Source organism: Novosphingobium aquiterrae, from assembly GCF_042434435.1.
GTDB lineage: Bacteria > Pseudomonadota > Alphaproteobacteria > Sphingomonadales > Sphingomonadaceae > Novosphingobium > Novosphingobium aquiterrae.
The window spans coordinates 334,029-352,171 of the sequence record NZ_JBHLTL010000004.1; the positions used below are offsets into that span (position 1 = coordinate 334,029).

The 18,143-nt window shown below is 65.9% G+C and carries 17 protein-coding genes; 10 read left to right on the forward strand and 7 right to left on the reverse strand.

Annotated features, from left to right (window positions below; all coding sequences use genetic code 11):
* Positions 1 to 5 precede the first annotated feature (5 nt).
* On the forward strand, positions 6 to 986 hold the full coding sequence (locus ACFFF7_RS07560; RefSeq protein WP_379480759.1) for an MBL fold metallo-hydrolase: 981 nt from the start codon (positions 6 to 8) through the stop codon (positions 984 to 986).
* A 3-nt stretch (positions 987 to 989) separates the two neighbouring features.
* On the opposite strand, the gene ACFFF7_RS07565 is transcribed toward ACFFF7_RS07560, so the two are convergent.
* The gene (locus tag ACFFF7_RS07565; protein ID WP_379480760.1) at positions 990 to 1,619 is read right to left on the reverse strand and encodes a class I SAM-dependent methyltransferase; all 630 of its coding nucleotides are present in this window, start codon (positions 1,617 to 1,619) and stop codon (positions 990 to 992) included.
* Between the two features lie 63 nt (positions 1,620 to 1,682).
* Between ACFFF7_RS07565 and ACFFF7_RS07570 the strand changes: the two genes are divergently transcribed.
* Positions 1,683 to 2,426 carry a methyltransferase domain-containing protein gene (locus tag ACFFF7_RS07570; protein WP_379480761.1) on the forward strand — a complete coding sequence of 248 codons (744 nt, stop codon included), beginning with the start codon at positions 1,683 to 1,685 and terminating at the stop codon, positions 2,424 to 2,426.
* On the opposite strand, the gene ppdK is transcribed toward ACFFF7_RS07570, so the two are convergent.
* The 3 genes from ppdK to ACFFF7_RS07585 form a co-directional block, all read right to left on the reverse strand.
* Positions 2,423 to 5,086 carry a pyruvate, phosphate dikinase gene (gene ppdK, locus ACFFF7_RS07575; protein ID WP_379480762.1) on the reverse strand — a complete coding sequence of 888 codons (2,664 nt, stop codon included), beginning with the start codon at positions 5,084 to 5,086 and terminating at the stop codon, positions 2,423 to 2,425. The two genes, ACFFF7_RS07570 and ppdK, sit on opposite strands and share 4 nt — an antisense overlap.
* 168 nt (positions 5,087 to 5,254) lie before the next feature.
* On the reverse strand, positions 5,255 to 7,480 hold the full coding sequence (gene glyS, locus ACFFF7_RS07580; protein ID WP_379480763.1) for a glycine--tRNA ligase subunit beta: 2,226 nt from the start codon (positions 7,478 to 7,480) through the stop codon (positions 5,255 to 5,257).
* Positions 7,477 to 8,379, reverse strand: coding sequence for a glycine--tRNA ligase subunit alpha (locus ACFFF7_RS07585; protein WP_379480764.1), 903 nt, complete (start codon positions 8,377 to 8,379; stop codon positions 7,477 to 7,479). The genes glyS and ACFFF7_RS07585 overlap by 4 nt, the downstream gene beginning before the upstream one ends.
* A gap of 102 nt (positions 8,380 to 8,481) precedes the next feature.
* Between ACFFF7_RS07585 and ACFFF7_RS07590 the strand changes: the two genes are divergently transcribed.
* From ACFFF7_RS07590 to ychF, 5 genes are all read left to right on the forward strand, one after another.
* Positions 8,482 to 9,369 carry a TraB/GumN family protein gene (locus ACFFF7_RS07590; protein WP_379480765.1) on the forward strand — a complete coding sequence of 296 codons (888 nt, stop codon included), beginning with the start codon at positions 8,482 to 8,484 and terminating at the stop codon, positions 9,367 to 9,369.
* Positions 9,359 to 10,234, forward strand: coding sequence for a TraB/GumN family protein (locus ACFFF7_RS07595; RefSeq protein ID WP_379480766.1), 876 nt, complete (start codon positions 9,359 to 9,361; stop codon positions 10,232 to 10,234). Before ACFFF7_RS07590 ends, ACFFF7_RS07595 begins: the two co-directional genes overlap by 11 nt.
* Before the next feature lie 120 nt (positions 10,235 to 10,354).
* A complete protein-coding gene (locus tag ACFFF7_RS07600) occupies positions 10,355 to 10,972 on the forward strand; it encodes a 50S ribosomal protein L25/general stress protein Ctc (RefSeq protein ID WP_379480767.1) in 618 nt (205 codons plus the stop codon).
* Positions 10,973 to 11,061: 89 nt separating this feature from the next.
* Entirely contained in the window at positions 11,062 to 11,634 is a 573-nt protein-coding gene (pth, locus tag ACFFF7_RS07605) for an aminoacyl-tRNA hydrolase (protein ID WP_379480768.1), read from the forward strand.
* A gap of 31 nt (positions 11,635 to 11,665) precedes the next feature.
* Positions 11,666 to 12,766, forward strand: coding sequence for a redox-regulated ATPase YchF (gene ychF / locus ACFFF7_RS07610; RefSeq protein ID WP_379480769.1), 1,101 nt, complete (start codon positions 11,666 to 11,668; stop codon positions 12,764 to 12,766).
* Here ychF and ACFFF7_RS07615 read toward each other — a convergent pair.
* Positions 12,763 to 13,152: a MerR family transcriptional regulator gene (locus ACFFF7_RS07615; RefSeq protein ID WP_379480770.1), complete on the reverse strand. Its 390-nt coding sequence runs from the start codon at positions 13,150 to 13,152 to the stop codon at positions 12,763 to 12,765. The genes ychF and ACFFF7_RS07615 overlap by 4 nt on opposite strands.
* Positions 13,153 to 13,243: 91 nt before the next feature.
* On the opposite strand from ACFFF7_RS07615, the gene ACFFF7_RS07620 reads away from it, so the two are divergent.
* From ACFFF7_RS07620 to ACFFF7_RS07630, 3 genes are read left to right on the forward strand one after another with little or no spacing between them, the layout of a single operon-like run.
* On the forward strand, positions 13,244 to 13,957 hold the full coding sequence (locus tag ACFFF7_RS07620) for a MauE/DoxX family redox-associated membrane protein (RefSeq protein ID WP_379480771.1): 714 nt from the start codon (positions 13,244 to 13,246) through the stop codon (positions 13,955 to 13,957).
* Positions 13,958 to 13,983: 26 nt separating this feature from the next.
* On the forward strand, positions 13,984 to 15,342 hold the full coding sequence (locus tag ACFFF7_RS07625) for a hypothetical protein (protein ID WP_379480772.1): 1,359 nt from the start codon (positions 13,984 to 13,986) through the stop codon (positions 15,340 to 15,342).
* A 14-nt stretch (positions 15,343 to 15,356) separates the two neighbouring features.
* Positions 15,357 to 15,815 carry a MaoC family dehydratase gene (locus ACFFF7_RS07630; protein WP_379480944.1) on the forward strand — a complete coding sequence of 153 codons (459 nt, stop codon included), beginning with the start codon at positions 15,357 to 15,359 and terminating at the stop codon, positions 15,813 to 15,815.
* On the opposite strand, the gene ACFFF7_RS07635 is transcribed toward ACFFF7_RS07630, so the two are convergent.
* Together ACFFF7_RS07635 and mutL are read right to left on the reverse strand one after the other, a co-directional pair.
* Positions 15,800 to 16,288 (reverse strand): hypothetical protein, encoded by a 489-nt coding sequence (locus ACFFF7_RS07635; protein ID WP_379480773.1) that lies wholly within the window; start codon positions 16,286 to 16,288, stop codon positions 15,800 to 15,802. The genes ACFFF7_RS07630 and ACFFF7_RS07635 overlap by 16 nt on opposite strands.
* A complete protein-coding gene (gene mutL, locus ACFFF7_RS07640; protein ID WP_379480774.1) occupies positions 16,288 to 18,081 on the reverse strand; it encodes a DNA mismatch repair endonuclease MutL in 1,794 nt (597 codons plus the stop codon). The genes ACFFF7_RS07635 and mutL overlap by 1 nt, the downstream gene beginning before the upstream one ends.
* Positions 18,082 to 18,143 lie beyond the last annotated feature (62 nt).

The following is an 18,143-nucleotide window of genomic DNA, read 5'->3' on the forward strand; positions in this document are numbered from 1 at the left end:
CAGCGATGACTAATGCCCCCGTCGTTCCGGCCGATCGCCCTGCGCATCACCGGACTGGCGGGGGTTTTCGCAATCCGCCTGGCAGTCCTCAACAACGCGCAGGCCCGCGCGATTTCCTGCGCTTCCTGCTGTGGGACATGCGCCGGGCCAAGCTGCCACCGCTGCCTGACAATCTTGTCGCGGCCCAGCCGCTCGATATTGCCACTCTGCCCGACAATAGCGTCGCTTGGCTGGGGCACGCCTGTTTTGCGGTGCGGATGGGCGGCAAGCTAATCCTGACTGATCCATTCCTCAGCCGCACCGCCGGTCCTGTAGGCCTTGGGCCCAAGCGGTTCCTTGCCCCGGCGATCGCCGCGCGCGACCTGCCCCGGCTCGATGCGATCGTGGTCAGCCACAATCACTATGACCACCTCGATACCGCCGCGCTGACGGCCTACCGCTGGCGCAGCGATACGCCGGTGCTCTGTCCGCTGGGGCTTGCCCCGATGTTCGCCCGGCTTGGCTTTGGCACGGTCCACGAACGCGATTGGTGGCAATCATGGTCGCTCGGCGACGTCCGCTTCACCGTGCTGCCCGCGGTGCACTTTTCCGGCCGCGGACTGTTCGACCGCAACCGCACGCTGTGGGCCAGCGTGGCCATGACCAGCCCGGAGCGCAGCCTGTGGTTCGGCGGCGATACCGCGCCCGGCGCCGTGTTCGACGAGATCGGCGCGCGTGCCGGGCCGTTCGACCTCGCGCTGGTCGGGATCGGCTCTTACGAGCCGCGCGCGATCATGGCGGCCAGCCACGCCACGCCCGAGGAAGCGATCGGCATCGCCCGCCAGCTTAAGGCCCGCCACGTTGTGGGTATGCATTGGGGCTCGATCATGCTGACGCCGGAGGATCCGTTCGAGGCGCCGCAGCGCTTCCGCACCGCCGCGCGCGACCAGCAGTACGGTGAGGACAACGCCTGGATCCTCAAGATCGGCGAAGCCCGCGGCTTCTGACACTTACCCCTTGATCGCGCTGCCCCATTCCATCCACCCGGCAAAGCGCGGGGTTTGGGGGGCATAGCGCGCGTCATGCGCGGCAATGTCGAAGCCGGCCGCAGCAATGGCTGCGGTCACCGGACGGGTCAGGTGACAGCCGCCGGCCAGGCGCTTCCACACCGGCTCGATCCGGTCCTGCCATTTCTGCACGCCGGCATCGGGAGCACGGCCATGCTCGCCAAACAGCAGGCGCCCGCCTGGCTTCAGCACGCGGCGAAGCTCCTTCAGGGTCTGCGCCTGGTCGGTGACCGAACACAGCGTGAAGGTGCAGACGACGCAATCGAAGCGGTCATCCTCGAACGGGATTGCTTCGCCAAAGCCCTGGCGGATGTCCGCCTGCCAGCCCTTGCCCGCCGCTGCCGCGCGGGCGAAGTCCAGCCCCTTGCCTGACGGGTCCATGCCCGCATAGGCGGTGATCCGCGCCGCGTCATAGAGCGGCTGGTTGATCCCCCCGCCGCAGCCGATCTCGAACACCGCGCCCGATGCCAGCGGAACGATCTTCTCGCGCAGGGCCATCACCGCCGGGGCACTGCAGGCGCACTTGATGAAGCGCGGCACCACCTGTTCCTCGTACCAGTTTGCAAAGCCCATTGCCGTCTCCCCCCGGCCACTATCGCTTGCACGGGCGCTGCTGGCAAGGCAGGGGGCGAGGCGATGGACGCCCCCGCCCCGCCCCGCATCTTTGCCGCCGCCCGGCGCATCGCGAACCGGCGGCGCGCCGACAAGCTGGCCCGCACTGACGGCGCGGCACGCTACCTGCTCGACGACATGGCCGAGGATGTGGCCGAGCGGCTCGCCTTCCTGCGGCACGAACCCGGCAATGCCCTGCTCATCGGCGATCGCTTTGGCGTCCTGTCGAACGCGCTGGCGGCACGCGGCTGCACGGTCCACGCCGTCGACGCCGCGACCGGCTTGGACGAGGAGCAGCCCTTCCCCGCTTCCGGCTTCGACCTGGCCGTCAGCCTGTCGGCGCTCGACACGCTGAACGATCCGGTCGGCGCGCTGATCCACATGCGCGGGGCATTGGCGCCGGGCGGACTGGCGATTGCCAGCCTGTGCGGCGCCGGTTCGCTGCCGGCTCTGCGCACGGCCATGCTGACCGCCGACGGGGACCGCCCCGCTCCGCGCCTCCACCCGATGATCGACGTGCGCGCCGGGGCAGCCTTGCTCCAGCGGGCCGGCTGGGCCAATCCGGTGGTCGACAATCGCAGCCTTGCGGTGCGCTTCTCCAGCCTCACCAGCCTGGTCAGCGACCTGCGCGCACAAGGCCTCAGCAACTGCCTGGCCCGCCCCGGCCCGCCGTTGACCCGGGCACAGGTGGCAATCGCCAGCGAAGCGTTCGGCCAGGGCACGACCGAGACCTTCGAGATCCTGACCCTGACCGGCTGGCGTCTCTAGCCCAGCGCCGCCTGCGCCGCTGCCAATCGCGCGATCGGCACGCGGAACGGACTGGCGCTGACATAGTCGAGCCCGACCTTCTCGCAGAAGGCAATGCTGGCGGGGTCACCGCCATGCTCGCCGCAGATCCCCAGCTTGATGTCGGGCCGGGTCGCCCGTCCCCGCGCCGCCGCCAGTTCAACCAGCTGGCCGACACCTTCGATGTCGAGGCTGACGAAGGGATCGCGCGGGAAGATCCCCTGTTCGACATAGGCCCCCAGGAACCGCGCCGCGTCGTCGCGTGAAACGCCCAGCGTCGTCTGGGTCAAGTCATTGGTTCCGAACGAGAAGAACTCGCCCACCTCGGCAATTTCCCCAGCCATCAGCGCGGCGCGGGGCAGCTCGATCATGGTGCCGACGTGGTAAGGCACGCGGCGGCCCTTTTCGGCGAACACGGCTTCGGCCTCGCGGTCGACCAGCGCCTTGAGGATTGCCAGTTCCTTGCGCGTGGCGACAAGCGGGATCATAACTTCGGGCAGCGGCGCCGTCCCGCCCTGGGCGGCGACATCGCAGGCCGCCTCGAAGATCGCGCGGGCCTGCATCGCGTAGATTTCGGGGAAGGTGATCCCCAGGCGGCAGCCGCGGTGACCCAGCATCGGGTTGAATTCGTGGAGTTCGTCGGCACGGCGTTTCAGTGTAGCGACGCCGATCCCGATTGCCTCGGACAGTTCCTCGAACTCGGCGTCGGCATGGGGCAGGAATTCGTGCAGCGGCGGATCGAGCAGGCGGATCGTCACCGGCAGGCCGGCCATTTCCTCGAAGATCGCATGGAAATCGGCGCGCTGTTCGGGCAACAGCTTGGCCAGCGCGGCGCGGCGCCCGCCCTCGTCCTCGGCCAGGATCATCTGGCGCACCGCGGCGATGCGCTTGTCGTCGAAGAACATGTGCTCGGTGCGGCACAGGCCGATCCCCTCGGCGCCGAACTGGCGCGCGGTGCGGCAGTCGGCCGGGGTTTCGGCATTGGTCCGCACCTTCATCCGGCGGTGGACATCGGCCCAGACCATCAGCGTGCCGAAATCGCCGACCAGCTCGGGCTCGATCGTCGCAACGTGCCCCGCCATAACCTCGCCGGTCGACCCGTCGAGCGTCACGACGTCGCCTTCCTTGAGCTCGCGCGTGCCGATCCGCAGCGTACGGCTGGCCATGTCGATCGACACCGCGCTGGCCCCGGAAACGCAGGGCCGGCCCATGCCGCGCGCGACCACCGCCGCGTGTGACGTCATGCCGCCGCGCGCAGTCAGCACGCCGCGCGCCGCGTGCATCCCGTGGATGTCTTCGGGGCTGGTCTCGACCCGCACCAGGATCACCGCATCGCCGCGTTCGGCGCGCTTTTCCGCGGTATCGGCGTCGAGCACGATCGCGCCAGATGCTGCGCCGGGGCTGGCCGGCAGGCCCTTGGTCAGCACGTCGCGCACGGCTTCGGGATCGAGCGTGGGATGGAGCAACTGGTCGAGCGCCATCGGATCGATCCGCAGGATCGCGGCCTTCTGGTCGATCAGGCCTTCGCCGACCATGTCGACCGCCATCTTCAGCGCGGCCTTGGCGGTGCGCTTGCCCGACCGGGTCTGGAGCATCCAGAGCTTGCCGCGTTCAACGGTGAACTCGATGTCCTGCATGTCGCGGTAATGCCTTTCGAGCAGCTCGAACACCGCGGCCAGTTCAGCATAGGCCGCGGGCATCGCCTCTTCCATCGACAGCGGCTTGGCCCCAGCGCGCTCCCGGCTCGCCTTGGTCAGGTACTGCGGGGTGCGGATCCCGGCGACCACGTCCTCGCCCTGGGCGTTGACCAGCCATTCGCCGTAATAGGCCTTCTCGCCGGTCGCCGGATCGCGGGTGAAGGCGACGCCGGTGGCGCTGGTATCGCCCATGTTGCCGAAGACCATCGCCTGGACGTTGACCGCGGTGCCCCAGTTGCCCGGAATGTCGTTGAGTCGGCGATAGACCTTGGCGCGGTCCGAATCCCAGCTGTCGAACACCGCGCGGATCGCGCCCCACAGCTGCTCGTGGACGTCCTGGGGGAACGGCCGACCCAGCGCGTCCGCAACGATTTGCTCGTATTCCTTGACCAGCTTTTGCCAGTCTTCAGCCTGCATCTCGACATCGGCGTAGAAACCGTTGTCTTCCTTGGCGATTTCCAGCGCATCCTCGAACAGGTGATGGTCGATCCCCAGCACCACGTCGGAATACATCTGGATGAACCGGCGATAGCTGTCCCAGGCAAAGCGGGCGTCGCCCGAACTGGCGGCCAGGCCCTGCACCGTCACATCGTTGAGGCCAAGGTTGAGCACAGTGTCCATCATTCCCGGCATCGAAACCCGCGCGCCGGAGCGGACCGAAACCAGCAGCGGATCGGCCGGATCGCCGAACGTCTTGCCGACCGCCTGCTCGATATGGCCCAGCGCGGCGGCGACATCGGCCTTCACGACGTCGGAAAACTCGCCGCCCTCGGCAAGGTAGCGGACGCATTCCTCGGTGGTGATTGTGAAGCCCGGGGGCACCGGCAGGCCGATCCCGGCCATTTCGGCCAGGTTGGCGCCCTTGCCGCCGACCACGGTCTTGTCACGGCTGCGCGGATCGTCGCTGCGCGTGGAACCACCGAATGTGAATACGTATGAAGTCATGGATTTCCGACATTCCCATGAACCGGCGAATCGCAGGCCGGTGCCCTTTGGCCCGTAACCATCATTGTGCATTGCAGCAAGGCGGCGCTGTGGAAGTTGACAATCCTGACAGGGTGCACGGCGGCAAAAAGTTGCCCGTCACCCGCTGTCACCTTATGTAATCTTGCGTCAGCCCTCGATCCGCGAAAAGTCCGCCACCCCGTGCACCGCATCGCGGAACCGCGCGAGCAGCGAGAGGCGATAGAGTCGCTTGGCCGGATCGGCATCGTTGACAGTCACCTCGTCGAAAAACGCATCGATCGGCGCGCGCAAGCTGGCCAGCGCCGCCATGGCCCCGGCAAAGTCCTCCGCCGCCACGGCTGCGGTCGCCTTCGGCCCGGCCGCATCGAGCGCATCGATCAACGCCTTTTCCGCCGCTTCGGGGGTGTAGGAAAGCGAAACCTCTTCGGTCGCCTCGACGCCTTCCTTCTTGAGGATGTTCGCTGCGCGCTTGTACCCGGCAAGCAGATTGGTGCCGTCGGCGGTCCCGACAAAGGCCTGGAGCGCGTGGACCCGGGCAAGCAGGCGGACGAGATCGTCCTCCCCTGAGAATGGTGAAGTTCCGCCGAGCGCGAAAACCGAGTCTACAATGTCGTGGCGAACCCCAATTTCACGCTGTTGGATTTTCAGCCGCTCAATGATGAATGACCAGCATTCGCCCACGCTCTGAATTACGGCCATTCCTTCTTTGGAACCTTGATTGGCGCGATTTGAACGTTGGATTTCAAAATATCTCGCTACCAAGTCGGCTGCATCGTCAGCAGAAATTTCGCCTGTCATACCCCTAAGTAACTTTGCTGCAGACTGGTCCACACCGCGTTCGACCTGCCCTAGAGCGTGCTCAATAGTCGCCCCACCGAGCGCGAACTTGATCGAGAACCGCAGGTCGTTCTGCAATATCAGCGTATTAAGGCCAATTGCCGCACGGCGAAGTGCGAACGGGTCTTTTGACCCTGTTGGCTTCATTCCCTTTAGGAAGAATCCAGCCAGCGTATCCAGCTTGTCCGCCAAACTCACCGCCACGGTCACCGGCGCGGTCGGGACGTCATCGCCCTGGCCGACCGGCTTGTAGTGGTCGCGGATCGCGTCGGCGACGGCGTCGGGCAAGCCTTCCGCGCGGGCGTAGTAGCCGCCCATCAGGCCTTGCAGTTCGGGGAACTCGCCGACCATTTCGGTGACGAGATCGGCCTTGCACAGCTGCGCTGCCTGTTCGGCCTGGTCGGCGTCGGCGCCCTTGACCACGCCTTCCTCGACCAGCCACCGCGCCAGCTTGGCCACCCGCTCGACCTTGTCGGCGACGGTGCCCAGCTTCTCGTGGAAGGTAATCCGCTCCAGCTTCTTCGCCTGCTCGGCCAGCGGCACCTTGCGATCCTGTTCCCAGAAGAAGCGCGCATCGGACAGGCGCGCGGCGAGGACCTTGCGGTTGCCGGCGACGATCTCCGCGCCGCCATCGCTGGCAACAATGTTGGCGGTGCAGACGAAGGCGTTGGCGAGTTTGCCCGCGGAGTCGTTGCAGACGAAATACTTCTGGTTGGTCCGCGCGGTCAGCTGGATCACTTCGGGCGGGACGTCGAGGAAGGCTTCGTCGAAGCGGCCGAGCAGCGGCACCGGCCATTCGGTCAGCCCGGCGTTCTCGATCACCAGGCCCTCGTCCTCGATCAGCGCCAGCCCGGCGGCAGCAGCGGCCGCGGCGGCGCCGCTGCGGATCAGGTTTTGGCGCTCTTCATGGTCGACCAGGACGTGGCAGGCGCGCAGCTTTTCGGCATAGTCGCCAGCCCCGCCGATGGTGATCTCGCCCGGGCAGTGGAAGCGGTGGCCGTGCGTGGCGAAGCCCGAGCGGATCCCGCCGACTTCGCACTCGACCAGGTCTTCGCCGAGGATCGCAACGATCCCCGACAGCGGGCGCACCCAGCGCAGGCTCTCGCTGGAAAGCGACGCAGCGCCCCAGCGCATCGACTTGGGCCAGGGAAAGGCGCGGACAATCGCCGGGATGGCCTCGGCCAGCACCTCGGCCGTGGCGCGGCCGGGCTTTTCGGTGACGGCGAAGAGCACGCCGTCACGCTCGGTCAGGTCGGCCTCGCTCAGCCCGGTCTTGCGCAGGAACCCTTCGAGCGCCTGCGGCGGCGCGCCGACGCGCGGGCCCTTGACCTCTTCGCTGACCGCGGCGGTCGCAGCGGGCAGGCCACGCGCGATCAGGGCGAGGCGGCGCGGGGTCGACCAGACGGTGACTTCGCCGAGCGCCACCCCGGCGGCGTCCATTTCCTTGCGGAACAGCTTTTCAAGGGCCTCGCGCGCGCCAGCCTGCATCCGCGCAGGCACTTCCTCGCAGCGCAGCTCAAGCAGGAAGTCGCTCACAGCACCCACTCCGGAAAATCCTTCGCCCATTGGTCGGCGTTCTTCTCGATCCACGCCTGGCAGCTGCCCTTGGCGAGATCGCGGACCCGGCCCATGTAGCTGGCGCGTTCCTGGACCGAGATCACCCCGCGCGCCTGGAGCAGGTTGAACAGGTGGCTGGCCTCGATCGCCTGGTCATAGGCGGCGAGCGGCACCCCGGCCGCGATACACGACTGGCACTCGCGCTCGGCGTTTTTGAAGCCTTCGAACAGCTGGTCGGTGTTGGCGACTTCGAAGTTGTATTTGGAAAATTCCTGCTCGTTCTTCAGGAACACCTCGCCATAGGTCACCCCGGCGGCGTTGAAGGCCAGGTCATAGACGTTGTCGACGCCCTGGATGTACATCGCCAGACGCTCGAGCCCATAGGTCAGCTCGCCCGCGACCGGCTTGCAGTCGAACCCGCCCATCTGCTGGAAATAGGTGAACTGGGTGACTTCCATCCCGTCGCACCACACTTCCCAGCCCAGCCCCCAGGCGCCCAGCGTCGGGCTTTCCCAGTCATCCTCGACAAAGCGGATGTCGTGGGCCAGCGGATCGACCCCGATCTCGGAAAGCGACTGCAGGTAGAGCTCCTGCAGGTTCGGCGGGCTCGGCTTCATGATCACCTGGTACTGGTAATAGTGCTGGAGCCGGTTGGGGTTTTCGCCATAGCGCCCGTCGGTCGGGCGGCGGCTCGGCTGGACATAGGCGGCGTTCCAAGGCTGCGGGCCCAGGCTGCGCAGGGTTGTCGCCGGGTGAAAGGTCCCCGCGCCGACGCGCATGTCATAGGGTTGCAGGATCAGGCAGCCCTGCGCGCTCCAGAAGGCGTGGAGCCGCAGGATCATGTCCTGGAAACTGAGGGGCTGGCCGGTGCTGCTCATCGCCCGGCGCTTTGGCTCATGGCCCTTGCTCGGTCAAGGTTCGCGGGGGATTGCCGTATTCGTTCATCGACGCGCCGCGCGTGCCGCGATAGGAAGCGGCCCATGAACCTGATGAAGCGCCTGCTCCTCGCCCTCGCCGCCCTGCTTGTCCCCACCACGCTCTTTGCGCAGAGTGTTCCGGCCCCGGCTGCAGCGCATCCGGCGCTGTGGAAAGTGTCCGATACCGATACCACGATCTACCTGTTCGGTACGATCCACCTGCTGCCCAAGGGGATCGAATGGTATTCCGGTCCCCTCGCCCAGGCCTTCGACAGCAGCGGCGAGCTGGTGACCGAGATTCCCGAATACGGCGATACCGATACCGCCGCAGCGGTGATGAAGTATGCCATGCTGCCGCCCACGCAATCGCTGCGGCTGATGATGTCGAAAAAGGAGAAACTCCGCTTCGAAGCCGCACTGCGCCAGCTGGGCCTGCCGCCCGCATCCTTCGACCGGTTCCGCCCGTGGTACGCCGCGGTGCTGATGGCCACCCTGCCGCTGCAGAAGCAGGGCTATGACATGCAGAACGGGGTCGAGGCGCAGCTGTCCGATCTGGCGAAGAAGGCCGGTCGGCCGCGCACCGGGCTGGAAACGCTGGACATGCAGCTGGGCCTGTTCAGCGCCTTCTCGCCCAAGGTGCAGAAGGGTTATCTGTTCGATACCATCGCTTCGCTGCCGACCTTGCAGCAGGACGTTCAGAAGATGGTCGATTCCTGGGCGAAGGGCGATGCAATGGCCCTCGCCGATCTGCTCAACGCCGAACAGGACGATCCGGCGATGATGAAGGCGCTGCTTTACGATCGCAACAAAGCCTGGGCGACGTGGATCAGGACCCGCCTCGACAAGCCGGGCACGGTGTTTATCGCGGTTGGCGCGGGGCATTTGGGCGGCAAGGGCTCGGTCCAAGACGTCCTCGCCAAGTCCGGGATCGCCGCAACCCGTGTCCAGTAAGCGCGGGCTGGTCCTCGCCGCGCTCGGCGCGCTGGCGCTGTTCGGCTGCCGTCAGCCAGAGCAGGTGCACCCCGCGCTATGGCAGATCGACGGACCAAATGGCCAGAAGGCGTGGCTGCTCGGCACGATCCACGCCCTGCCTGCGCCGGTCGACTGGCATTCACCCAGGCTCGATGCCGCGCTGGCCGCTGCCGACCGGATCGTGCTGGAGGTGGCCCGGATCGACGATGACGGCGCCGTAGCTCGAACCTTTGCGACGCTTGGCGCGACCCCGACCCCGACACCGCTGCGCAGCCGCCTGCCGGGCGAGGCCCAGGCCGACTATGACGCCTATCTCAAGCGCTATGGGGTCAAGGACGCCAGCCTGGCCGCGATGGATACCTGGGCCGGTGCGCTGGTCCTGGCCCAGGCGGCTCAGCAGGTTGCCGGCAGCGACAGCGCCAACGGGGTCGACCGCGCGATCAAGGCTGCGGCGAGCGGTCGACCGGTCGAGGAGTTCGAGGGCGCTGACGCCCAGCTGCGCATTTTCGAAGCGCTGCCCGAAACCGAGCAGCGCGACTTGTTGCTGACGGTGATCGCTGACACTGGCGATGTGCGCAGCCAGACCCGCCAGATGGAACGCGCCTGGAGCAGCGGCGACTTGCCCGCGATCGAGGCCGAGACCCAGCAAGGGATGCTCGCCGATCCCGAATTGCGCGCCGCCCTGCTCACGCAGCGCAACCAGGCATGGCTGGGCAAGCTGCTCGCTATGCTGGGCAAGGGACAGCGGCCCTTCGTTGCGGTCGGCACCGCGCATCTGGTCGGGCCAGAGGGACTGCCAGCGCTGCTGGCCGCCAGGGGATACCGCGTCACCCGCGTGCAATAGCGCCGCTGCGCTTGCTTTTCCGGGCCAATGCCGCTAACGGCCCGCGCTTCCCGTCATGGTCATCCCTGGAGGCGTGGCGAGGAAGATGTACCAACTTGTGTTTTTTCGAAAGGCAATATCATGAGCGATACGCTTAACCTGCCGGCCGAGACGCGCGATCGGGCAGGCAAGGGAGCCTCCCGTGCACTGCGTCGTGAAGGCCGTGTCCCCGCCGTTGTCTATGGTGGCAAAGAAGAGCCCCTCGCCGTTCACGTCGAGGAAAAGCTGCTGCTCAAGCAGCTTGGCACCGGCCACTTCATGAATTCGATCGTCGAGATCGAAGTCGGCGGCAAGAAGCTGCGTACGCTCCCCAAGGACGTTGCCTTCCACCCGGTCACCGACCGGCCGCTCCATGTCGATTTCCTGCGCCTGGCGAAGGACGCCAAGGTTCACGTCGACGTGCCGGTGGTCTTCGTCAACGAAGCCGCTTCGCCGGGCCTCAAGCGCGGCGGCGTGCTCAACATCGTCCGTCACGAGCTCGAACTGGTCTGCGATTCGGACAAGATCCCCGATGACATCCAGATCGACGTGACCGGCTTCGACGTGGGCGATTCGATCCACATCAGCCACGTGAAGCTGCCGGCGGGATCGGCCTCGGCCATTACCGACCGCGACTTCACCATCGCCACCATCGTTGCTCCTTCGGGCCTGCGCAGCGAAGAAGGCGATAACGCCAAGACCGAGGCGGAAGCCGGCTAAGCCGCAACTTCCTGCTGGACAGGACGGCCGGGCGCGCAGCAATGCGGCCCGGCTTTCTTGTTCATGGGACCGATTGAGGAGCTGTAGCGATGCAAGTGTGGGTCGGCCTTGGCAATCCGGGTCCGCAGCACGCGTTGCAGCGCCACAACGTCGGTTTCATGGTCCTGGACACACTGGCTGATATGCACGGCTTCGGCCCGGTCCAGAAGAAGTTCCAGGGCTGGGTCCAGGAAGGGCGGATCGGCGGCGCAAAAGTGCTGCTGCTTAAGCCCGCCACCTACATGAACGAAAGCGGCCGCGCGGTGAGCGAGGCGCTGCGCTTCTACAAGCTTGGGGTGGAAGCACTGACCGTGTTCCATGACGAGCTTGATCTGGCCCCGTTCAAGGTCAAGGCGCGGATGGGCGGCGGGCTGGCCGGACACAACGGCCTGCGCTCGATCGACCAGCACCTTGGTCCCGATTTTCGCCGGGTACGCATCGGCATCGGCCATCCCGGCCACAAGGACCGGGTCACCGGCCACGTCCTGGGCAACTACGCCAAGAACGAGATGGACCCGCTCGCCGACATGCTCGGCGCGATTTCGGCCGAGGCGGAATGGTTGGCCAAGGGCGACGACGCACGCTTCATGAACGAAGTGGCGCTGCGCCAGCAGGACGTCTAAGGGCCGCACGGCATATAAACTGGAGTGAATGATGGGTTTTCGTTGCGGTATCGTCGGCCTGCCAAATGTCGGCAAGAGCACGCTGTTCAATGCGCTGACCGAGACCCAGGCGGCGCAGGCGGCGAACTATCCGTTCTGCACGATCGAGCCCAATGTCGGCCAGGTCGGCGTGCCCGATCCGCGGCTTGACGAGCTCGCCCGGATTGCCGGAAGCGCCAAGATCATCCCGACCCAGCTTGGCTTTGTCGACATCGCCGGCCTGGTCCGCGGCGCGAGCAAGGGCGAAGGCCTGGGCAACCAGTTCCTCGGCAATATCCGCGAGGTTGACGCCATCGTCCACGTGCTGCGCTGTTTCGAAAATGACGATATCCAGCACGTCGACAACAAGATCGATCCGGTCTCCGACGCTGATACGGTCGAGACCGAGCTGATGCTGTCCGACCTGGAAAGCCTGGAAAAGCGTGTTCCTGCGGCGCAAAAGAAGGCGGCGCAGGGCGACAAGGACGCCAAGCTGCTTGCCTCGGTGCTGCTCCCAGCGCTGGAACTGCTGCGCGAGGGCAAGCCCGCCCGGCTCGCCCGGCCCAGCGATCCCGAAGAGCTGCAGGTATTCAATTCGGCCCAGCTGCTCACCGCCAAGCCGGTGCTCTATGTCTGCAATGTCGAGGAGGACAGCGCCGCCACCGGCAATGCGTTCTCGGAAAAGGTCTTTGCCAAGGCCAAGGCCGAGGGCGCCAATGCCGTGATCGTCTCGGCCGCGATCGAAAGCGAGCTGGTGGCGATGGACATGGCCGACCGGCTGGTGTTCCTGGAGGAAATGGGCCTGCACGAAACCGGCCTCGCCCGGATCATCCGCTCAGGCTATGACCTGCTCCACCTGCTGACCTTCTTCACCGTCGGACCCAAGGAAGCGCGCGCCTGGACCGTGCACCTGGGTGCCAAGGCGCCTGAGGCCGCGGGCGAGATCCATTCGGACATGCAGCGCGGCTTCATCCGCGCCGAAACGATTGCCTATGACGATTTCGTCAGCCTGGGCGGCGAAAGCGGTGCCAAGGACGCCGGCAAGCTGCGCCAGGAAGGCAAGGAATACGTGGTGCAGGACGGTGACGTGATGCACTTCAAGTTCAACGTCTAGACCTCGAATGCCGTGATAATGGGGCATGGCCCCTTGTCGCTCGCAGCGCATTCGCGCGCCAGCGTACCCAGCCAGTTACGGGCCGCCTGCAACTCGGCAATGCTGTCATCGAGTTTGGTCATGCGGGCCTGAGCAATCGCGCGGACCTGAACCCTGGTCATTTCCGGTGCCAGCAGTCCATGGATCTCGTCCAGCGTGAACCCGGCGCGCTGCGCTGCCCGAATGAAGCGCAAGCGGGCAACGTGGTCATCGCTGTAATGACGTCGGCCAGCCCCTTGGAGAGACCCAGCCTTGGGATCAAACAGCAGGCCGCGCCGTTGATAATAGCGGACGGTTTCCACGCCGACGCCGCCGGCGCGGGCCAATTCGGAGATTGTCTTCGCCATCCTCTTGACTCCGTACCATGGTCCGGAAGGTATAAGCTGAGTCGCTATGACAGACCAAGCTGCAAAATCCCGCCATGCTGTGCTCTATCGCATGGTCATGCCCACCCACATCTGCCCCTTTGGGTTGAAGGCGCTGCATTTGCTCGGGCAGCAAGGCTTTGCCGTCGAAGATCGCTGGTTGACGACCCGCGAACAGACCGATGCCTTCAAGGCGGAGCACGGCGTCAAGACCACGCCGCAGGTGTTCATCGATGGCAGGCGGATCGGTGGACACGACGATCTGCGGCGACACTTAGATCTGCCGGTCGCCGATTCGGATGCCGTCAGCTATGTACCGGTTCTCGCCGTTTTCGCCGCTGCTGCCGCATTGGCGCTGGCCGTCAGCCAGGTTGCCCATGGCGCGCCATTTACGCTGCGCGCCGCCGAATGGTTCGTATCCTTCGCCATGGTCATCCTCGCCATGCTCAAGCTGCAGGACGTCGATCGCTTTGCCACCATGTTTCTCGGCTATGACCTGTTGGCGCAGCGCTGGGTGCCCTACGCCACGGCCTATCCGTTTCTGGAATTCGCCGCCGGGGCGCTGATGGCGGCCCATGCCCTTGACTGGCTGTCGATCCCCATTGCCTTGATCATCGGAACGATCGGCGCCGCTTCGGTTTTCTACGCGGTCTACATCCAGAAACGCGACATCAAATGCGCCTGCGTCGGCGGGAGCAGTCGCGTCCCGCTAGGGTTCGTTTCGCTCAGCGAAAATCTGGGCATGATCGCAATGGCGCTGTGGATGCTGATCGGGCCGATGGCCTGACTTTAATTGATATAGGACTTACTGCCATGAAGACCGCGATTACAGCCTTCCTTGTATCGACTACCGTCCTACCCATGGCCGCCCTGGCGCAAGAGCATGCCGACCATGCCGGTCATGAGATGGGCACGATGCATCCCGCTGCTCAGCCCGCACCGCCCAAACCGGCGCCGATGGAAGCTATGGACCATTCAGGTCACGATATGCAGCAGATGCCCGGAATGGACATGCCAGGTGACGCGGCTAACCACGCGTCGGAACTGACGCCCTTTGCCGAAGGCTCGGGCACGGCCCGCCTTCCCGGCAATGAAGGCCCGATGCATGGGCTGCACCTGATGTCCGGCGACTGGATGCTGATGGCCCACGGCACGGTGTCGCTGCAGTATACCGACCACGGCGGCCCGCGCGGGGACGACAAGCTCTACGCCACCTCGATGGCGATGCTCTCTGCCGAGCGCGACACCGGCTGGGGGCGGATCCAGGGCAAGGCGATGATGAGCCTTGAACCGGCGATGGACGCGCGGGGTTATCCGAACCAGTTCGCCACGGGCGAAACCGCAGGCGGGTTGCCGCTGGTCGACCGCCAGCACCCGCACGACCTGTTCATGGAGCTGGCCGCGCGGATCGACATCAACGCCGGTCCCGGAACGCTTTTTCTGTACGGCGGGCCAGTGGGCGAACCGGCACTGGGGCCCAGCGCCTTCATGCACCGCGGCTCGGCGCGCTATAATCCCGAACCGCCGATCACGCACCACAGGTTCGATTCGACCCACATCACCTACGGTGTTGTAACCGCCGGCTATTCAGCGCCGCTGTTCCAGGTCGAGGCCAGTGCATTTCGCGGGCAGGAACCCGACGAACATCGCTGGAATATCGAGACGCCGAAGCTGGATAGCTGGTCGGTCCGCGCCACCCTCACCCCGTCGCGGCGCTGGGCGCTGCAGGCCAGCTATGGCCAGCTGAAGCAGCCCGAGGCGCTTCACCCCGGCGAGGACGAGCATCGCTTCACTGCCTCGGCGCACTATGCCGCGGGCGGCCTCAGCGCGATGCTGGCCTTCAGCGCCAAGGACCGGGTGCCGGGTGACACGCTGACCGCCTGGCTGGCCGAGGCCAACTGGGACATCGATGCGCACAACACCCTGTTCGGCCGGATCGAAAACGTCGCCAATGACGAGCTGTTTCCCGATCACGAGGATCCCCTGCACGACCAGGCGTTTCGCGTCAGCAAGTTCCAACTTGGCTATGCCCGGCGGATCCCACTGGGTCCGGTCGAGCTGGCGCTGGGCGGCAGCGTCAACGCCTATGCCAAGCCCGCAGCACTTGACGCGGCCTATGGCGCCAACCCAATGGGCTATACGCTGTTCGCGCGGATAACCCTGGGGCATTGAGCATGGATGATGGGCTGACCTATTTCGAAGACCTGGAGGTCGGCACAGTTGCGCGGTTCGGCCTCTATGCCGTCACCCGTGAAGAGGTGATCGACTTTGCTTCGAAGTACGATCCCCAGCCCTTTCACCTGTCCGACGAGGCCGCTGCGAAAACCCATTTCGGACGAATTTCGGCCAGCGGATGGCACACCTGCGCGATGGTCATGCGGATGCTGGTCGACAATATCACCGAGCGCCGCCAGGCCGGACTGGGCTCACCCGGCCTCGATGAACTGCGCTGGCTGAAGCCGGTCTATCCCGGCGATACCCTGCGCGTGGAAACCGAGCTGCTGTCCAAGAAGCGCAGCCAGTCCCGCCCGGAAATGGGCAGCTTCCAGTCGGCGGTGCGGATATTCAATCAGGATGACGTGCTGGTCTGCACCATGCAATCGATCGGCCTGATCCGGGTGCGCGAGGCTCAGGCGCCGCAATAGAACATGCCTTTGGCGCGGTAGACTTCGCGCTTTTCGCTATCCTGCACAGTCATTGTCGCAGCAGCCCGGATGCCTTCATCGCCCCAGGGCTGGCCCTTGTCGGCGCCTTGATCGATGAAGGCGGTGTGGGTCTTGCCGATGTAATGATGCGTGGTCGCGGCCGAGCCGGCATCGACCGCCATCGTCGTCGTCACATCGTTGGTCTTGATCACGGCGCGCTCGGTATCACCGACTAGCACAGGATCGTTGGCGCCTTGCGGCACAAAGGAGCATCCCGCGCCAGAGATTGCCGCTGCGGCACTGTCGGCCTCCGAAATGGTCTGCAGCGCGAGCGGCTGGACCGGCGCGCGCAGCTTCTGCGCGGCTTCGACCTGGGCCACAGCGGCTGCATCGCTCGCCGCCTTCTGCTCAGGGGTCGGATCAGGCTTGCACGCCGCTCCGGCCAGGACAATCAGCAACCACAGCTTGCGCATCAGCGTCTCCCGAAGAGCTTCTCGATGTCGCCATGCGCCAGCTTGACCCAGGTCGGGCGGCCGTGATTGCACTGCCCCGATCGCGGGGTCACTTCCATTTCGCGGAGCAAGGCGTTCATCTCTGCCACCGATAACGCACGACCGGCCCGAACGCTCCCGTGGCAGGCCATGGTTGCCAGCACGTGGTCGAGCCGTTCTCCTAGCAGGAGCGCGTCCCCGTTCTGAGCCAGATCGTCGGCAACGTCGCGCACCAGCGCTTGGACGTCGCCCTTGCCCAGAACGCTTGGCACCGAACGCACCAGCATTGCAGTCGGCCCGAAACGCTCAAGCGCCAACCCGAAGCGCGCCAGTTCAGGGGATGCTGCTTCAAGCCGGTCGCAGTCGGGCTCATCCAGTTCGATCACTTCGGGGATCAGCAAGGCCTGCGCGGCGGTGACCGCTTGCTGCGCGCCCGCGGCCTTGAGCCGTTCGAGCACCAGTCGCTCATGTGCGGCGTGCTGGTCGACAATGACCAGTCCGTCCTCGGCCTCGGCGACGATGTAGGTATTGGCAACCTGCCCGCGCGCAATGCCCAGCGGGTGACTGGCGGCGGGCTCTGGGGCAATCTCGGCCACTTCCGCGCGCCCCTGCGGTTGGGCCATGATCGTCTGTTCATAGCCGCGCCAGGCCTGGCCGGCATCGCGTACCCCAGTCGACCCGTATTCGCGCGCGAAAAGAGACGACAGCGCCGGCTCAGGCGCGCGGATGATCGGTTCGGCTTGCCAGTTACCCATGGCCGAAACCGCCGGGGCCTGGGCGCTGCGCTGCCCCGCACCTTCCAGTGCGTGGCGCAGGCCCGATACCAGGAAGCCGCGAATGAAGGCCGGATCGCGGAACCGCACTTCGGTCTTGGCCGGGTGGACGTTGACGTCGACCTCTTCCGGCGGCACCTCGAGAAACAGCGCCAGCACCGCATGGCGGTCACGCGCCAGCATATCCGAATAGGCGCCGCGCACCGCGCCGATCAGCAGCCGGTCTTTCACCGGTCGGCCATTGACGAACAGGTACTGATGATCCGCCACGCCGCGATTGAACGTCGGCAGCCCGGCCACGCCGGTCAGCCGCGCCGGTCCCCGCTCCAGCTCGATCGCGACGCCATCATCGGCCAGTTCGCGCGCGACGATCTGCGCGACCCGCGCGGCAAGGCTCTCGCCGGGCTGCACCGCCAGAACGCGGCGGCCGTCATGTTCCAGGGTAAAGCCCACGTCGGGTCGGGCCATCGCAAGGCGGCGGACCACGTCGAGGCAGGCAGCATATTCGCTGCGCGGTGAGCGCAGGAACTTGCGCCGCGCCGGGACCTTGCCGAACAGGTCCTCGACCTTGATCCGGGTTCCGGGCGGCAGGGCGGCGGGCTCATCGGCAGTCAGTGCGCCGTGATCGACCACGCGGCGCCAGCCCTGGCCGTTTTCGCGGGTCCGGCTTTCGATGGTCAGGCGGGCGACGCTGGCGATCGAGGGCAAGGCCTCGCCGCGAAAGCCCAGCGTCACGACCTGTTCGATATGCTCGTCAGGCAGCTTGGAGGTGGCGTGGCGTTCCAGTGCCAGGGCAATATCCGCGGCGCTCATACCGCAGCCGTCGTCGGTCACCTCGATCCCGCCCAGACCGCCTTCGCTAAGCCGCACCAGGATCGTGCCGGAATCGGCGTCGAGCGCATTTTCGACCAACTCTTTCAAGGCGGAGGCAGGTCGCTCCACCACTTCGCCCGCCGCGATGCGGTTGACCAGATTTTCGGGGAGGCGGCGGATGATTGGCATCAGCCGACCGGTTTAGCGGCGAAGTGCCGGAAATTCGAGGTCGAGTGATCGGATATCCGGAA

What these genes read in the sequence shown, in the direction of transcription:
- ACFFF7_RS07560 (WP_379480759.1), top strand. Translation starts at nt 6, where the DNA reads ATGACTAATGCCCCCGTCGTTCCGGCCGATCGCCCTGCGCATCACCGG.
- ACFFF7_RS07565 (WP_379480760.1), bottom strand. Translation starts at nt 1,619, where the DNA reads ATGGGCTTTGCAAACTGGTACGAGGAACAGGTGGTGCCGCGCTTCATC.
- ACFFF7_RS07570 (WP_379480761.1), top strand. Translation starts at nt 1,683, where the DNA reads ATGGACGCCCCCGCCCCGCCCCGCATCTTTGCCGCCGCCCGGCGCATC.
- ppdK (WP_379480762.1), bottom strand. Translation starts at nt 5,086, where the DNA reads ATGACTTCATACGTATTCACATTCGGTGGTTCCACGCGCAGCGACGAT.
- ACFFF7_RS07585 (WP_379480764.1), bottom strand. Translation starts at nt 8,379, where the DNA reads ATGAGCAGCACCGGCCAGCCCCTCAGTTTCCAGGACATGATCCTGCGG.
- ACFFF7_RS07590 (WP_379480765.1), top strand. Translation starts at nt 8,482, where the DNA reads ATGAACCTGATGAAGCGCCTGCTCCTCGCCCTCGCCGCCCTGCTTGTC.
- ACFFF7_RS07600 (WP_379480767.1), top strand. Translation starts at nt 10,355, where the DNA reads ATGAGCGATACGCTTAACCTGCCGGCCGAGACGCGCGATCGGGCAGGC.
- pth (WP_379480768.1), top strand. Translation starts at nt 11,062, where the DNA reads ATGCAAGTGTGGGTCGGCCTTGGCAATCCGGGTCCGCAGCACGCGTTG.
- ychF (WP_379480769.1), top strand. Translation starts at nt 11,666, where the DNA reads ATGGGTTTTCGTTGCGGTATCGTCGGCCTGCCAAATGTCGGCAAGAGC.
- ACFFF7_RS07615 (WP_379480770.1), bottom strand. Translation starts at nt 13,152, where the DNA reads ATGGCGAAGACAATCTCCGAATTGGCCCGCGCCGGCGGCGTCGGCGTG.
- ACFFF7_RS07620 (WP_379480771.1), top strand. Translation starts at nt 13,244, where the DNA reads ATGGTCATGCCCACCCACATCTGCCCCTTTGGGTTGAAGGCGCTGCAT.
- ACFFF7_RS07625 (WP_379480772.1), top strand. Translation starts at nt 13,984, where the DNA reads ATGAAGACCGCGATTACAGCCTTCCTTGTATCGACTACCGTCCTACCC.
- ACFFF7_RS07635 (WP_379480773.1), bottom strand. Translation starts at nt 16,288, where the DNA reads ATGCGCAAGCTGTGGTTGCTGATTGTCCTGGCCGGAGCGGCGTGCAAG.
- mutL (WP_379480774.1), bottom strand. Translation starts at nt 18,081, where the DNA reads ATGCCAATCATCCGCCGCCTCCCCGAAAATCTGGTCAACCGCATCGCG.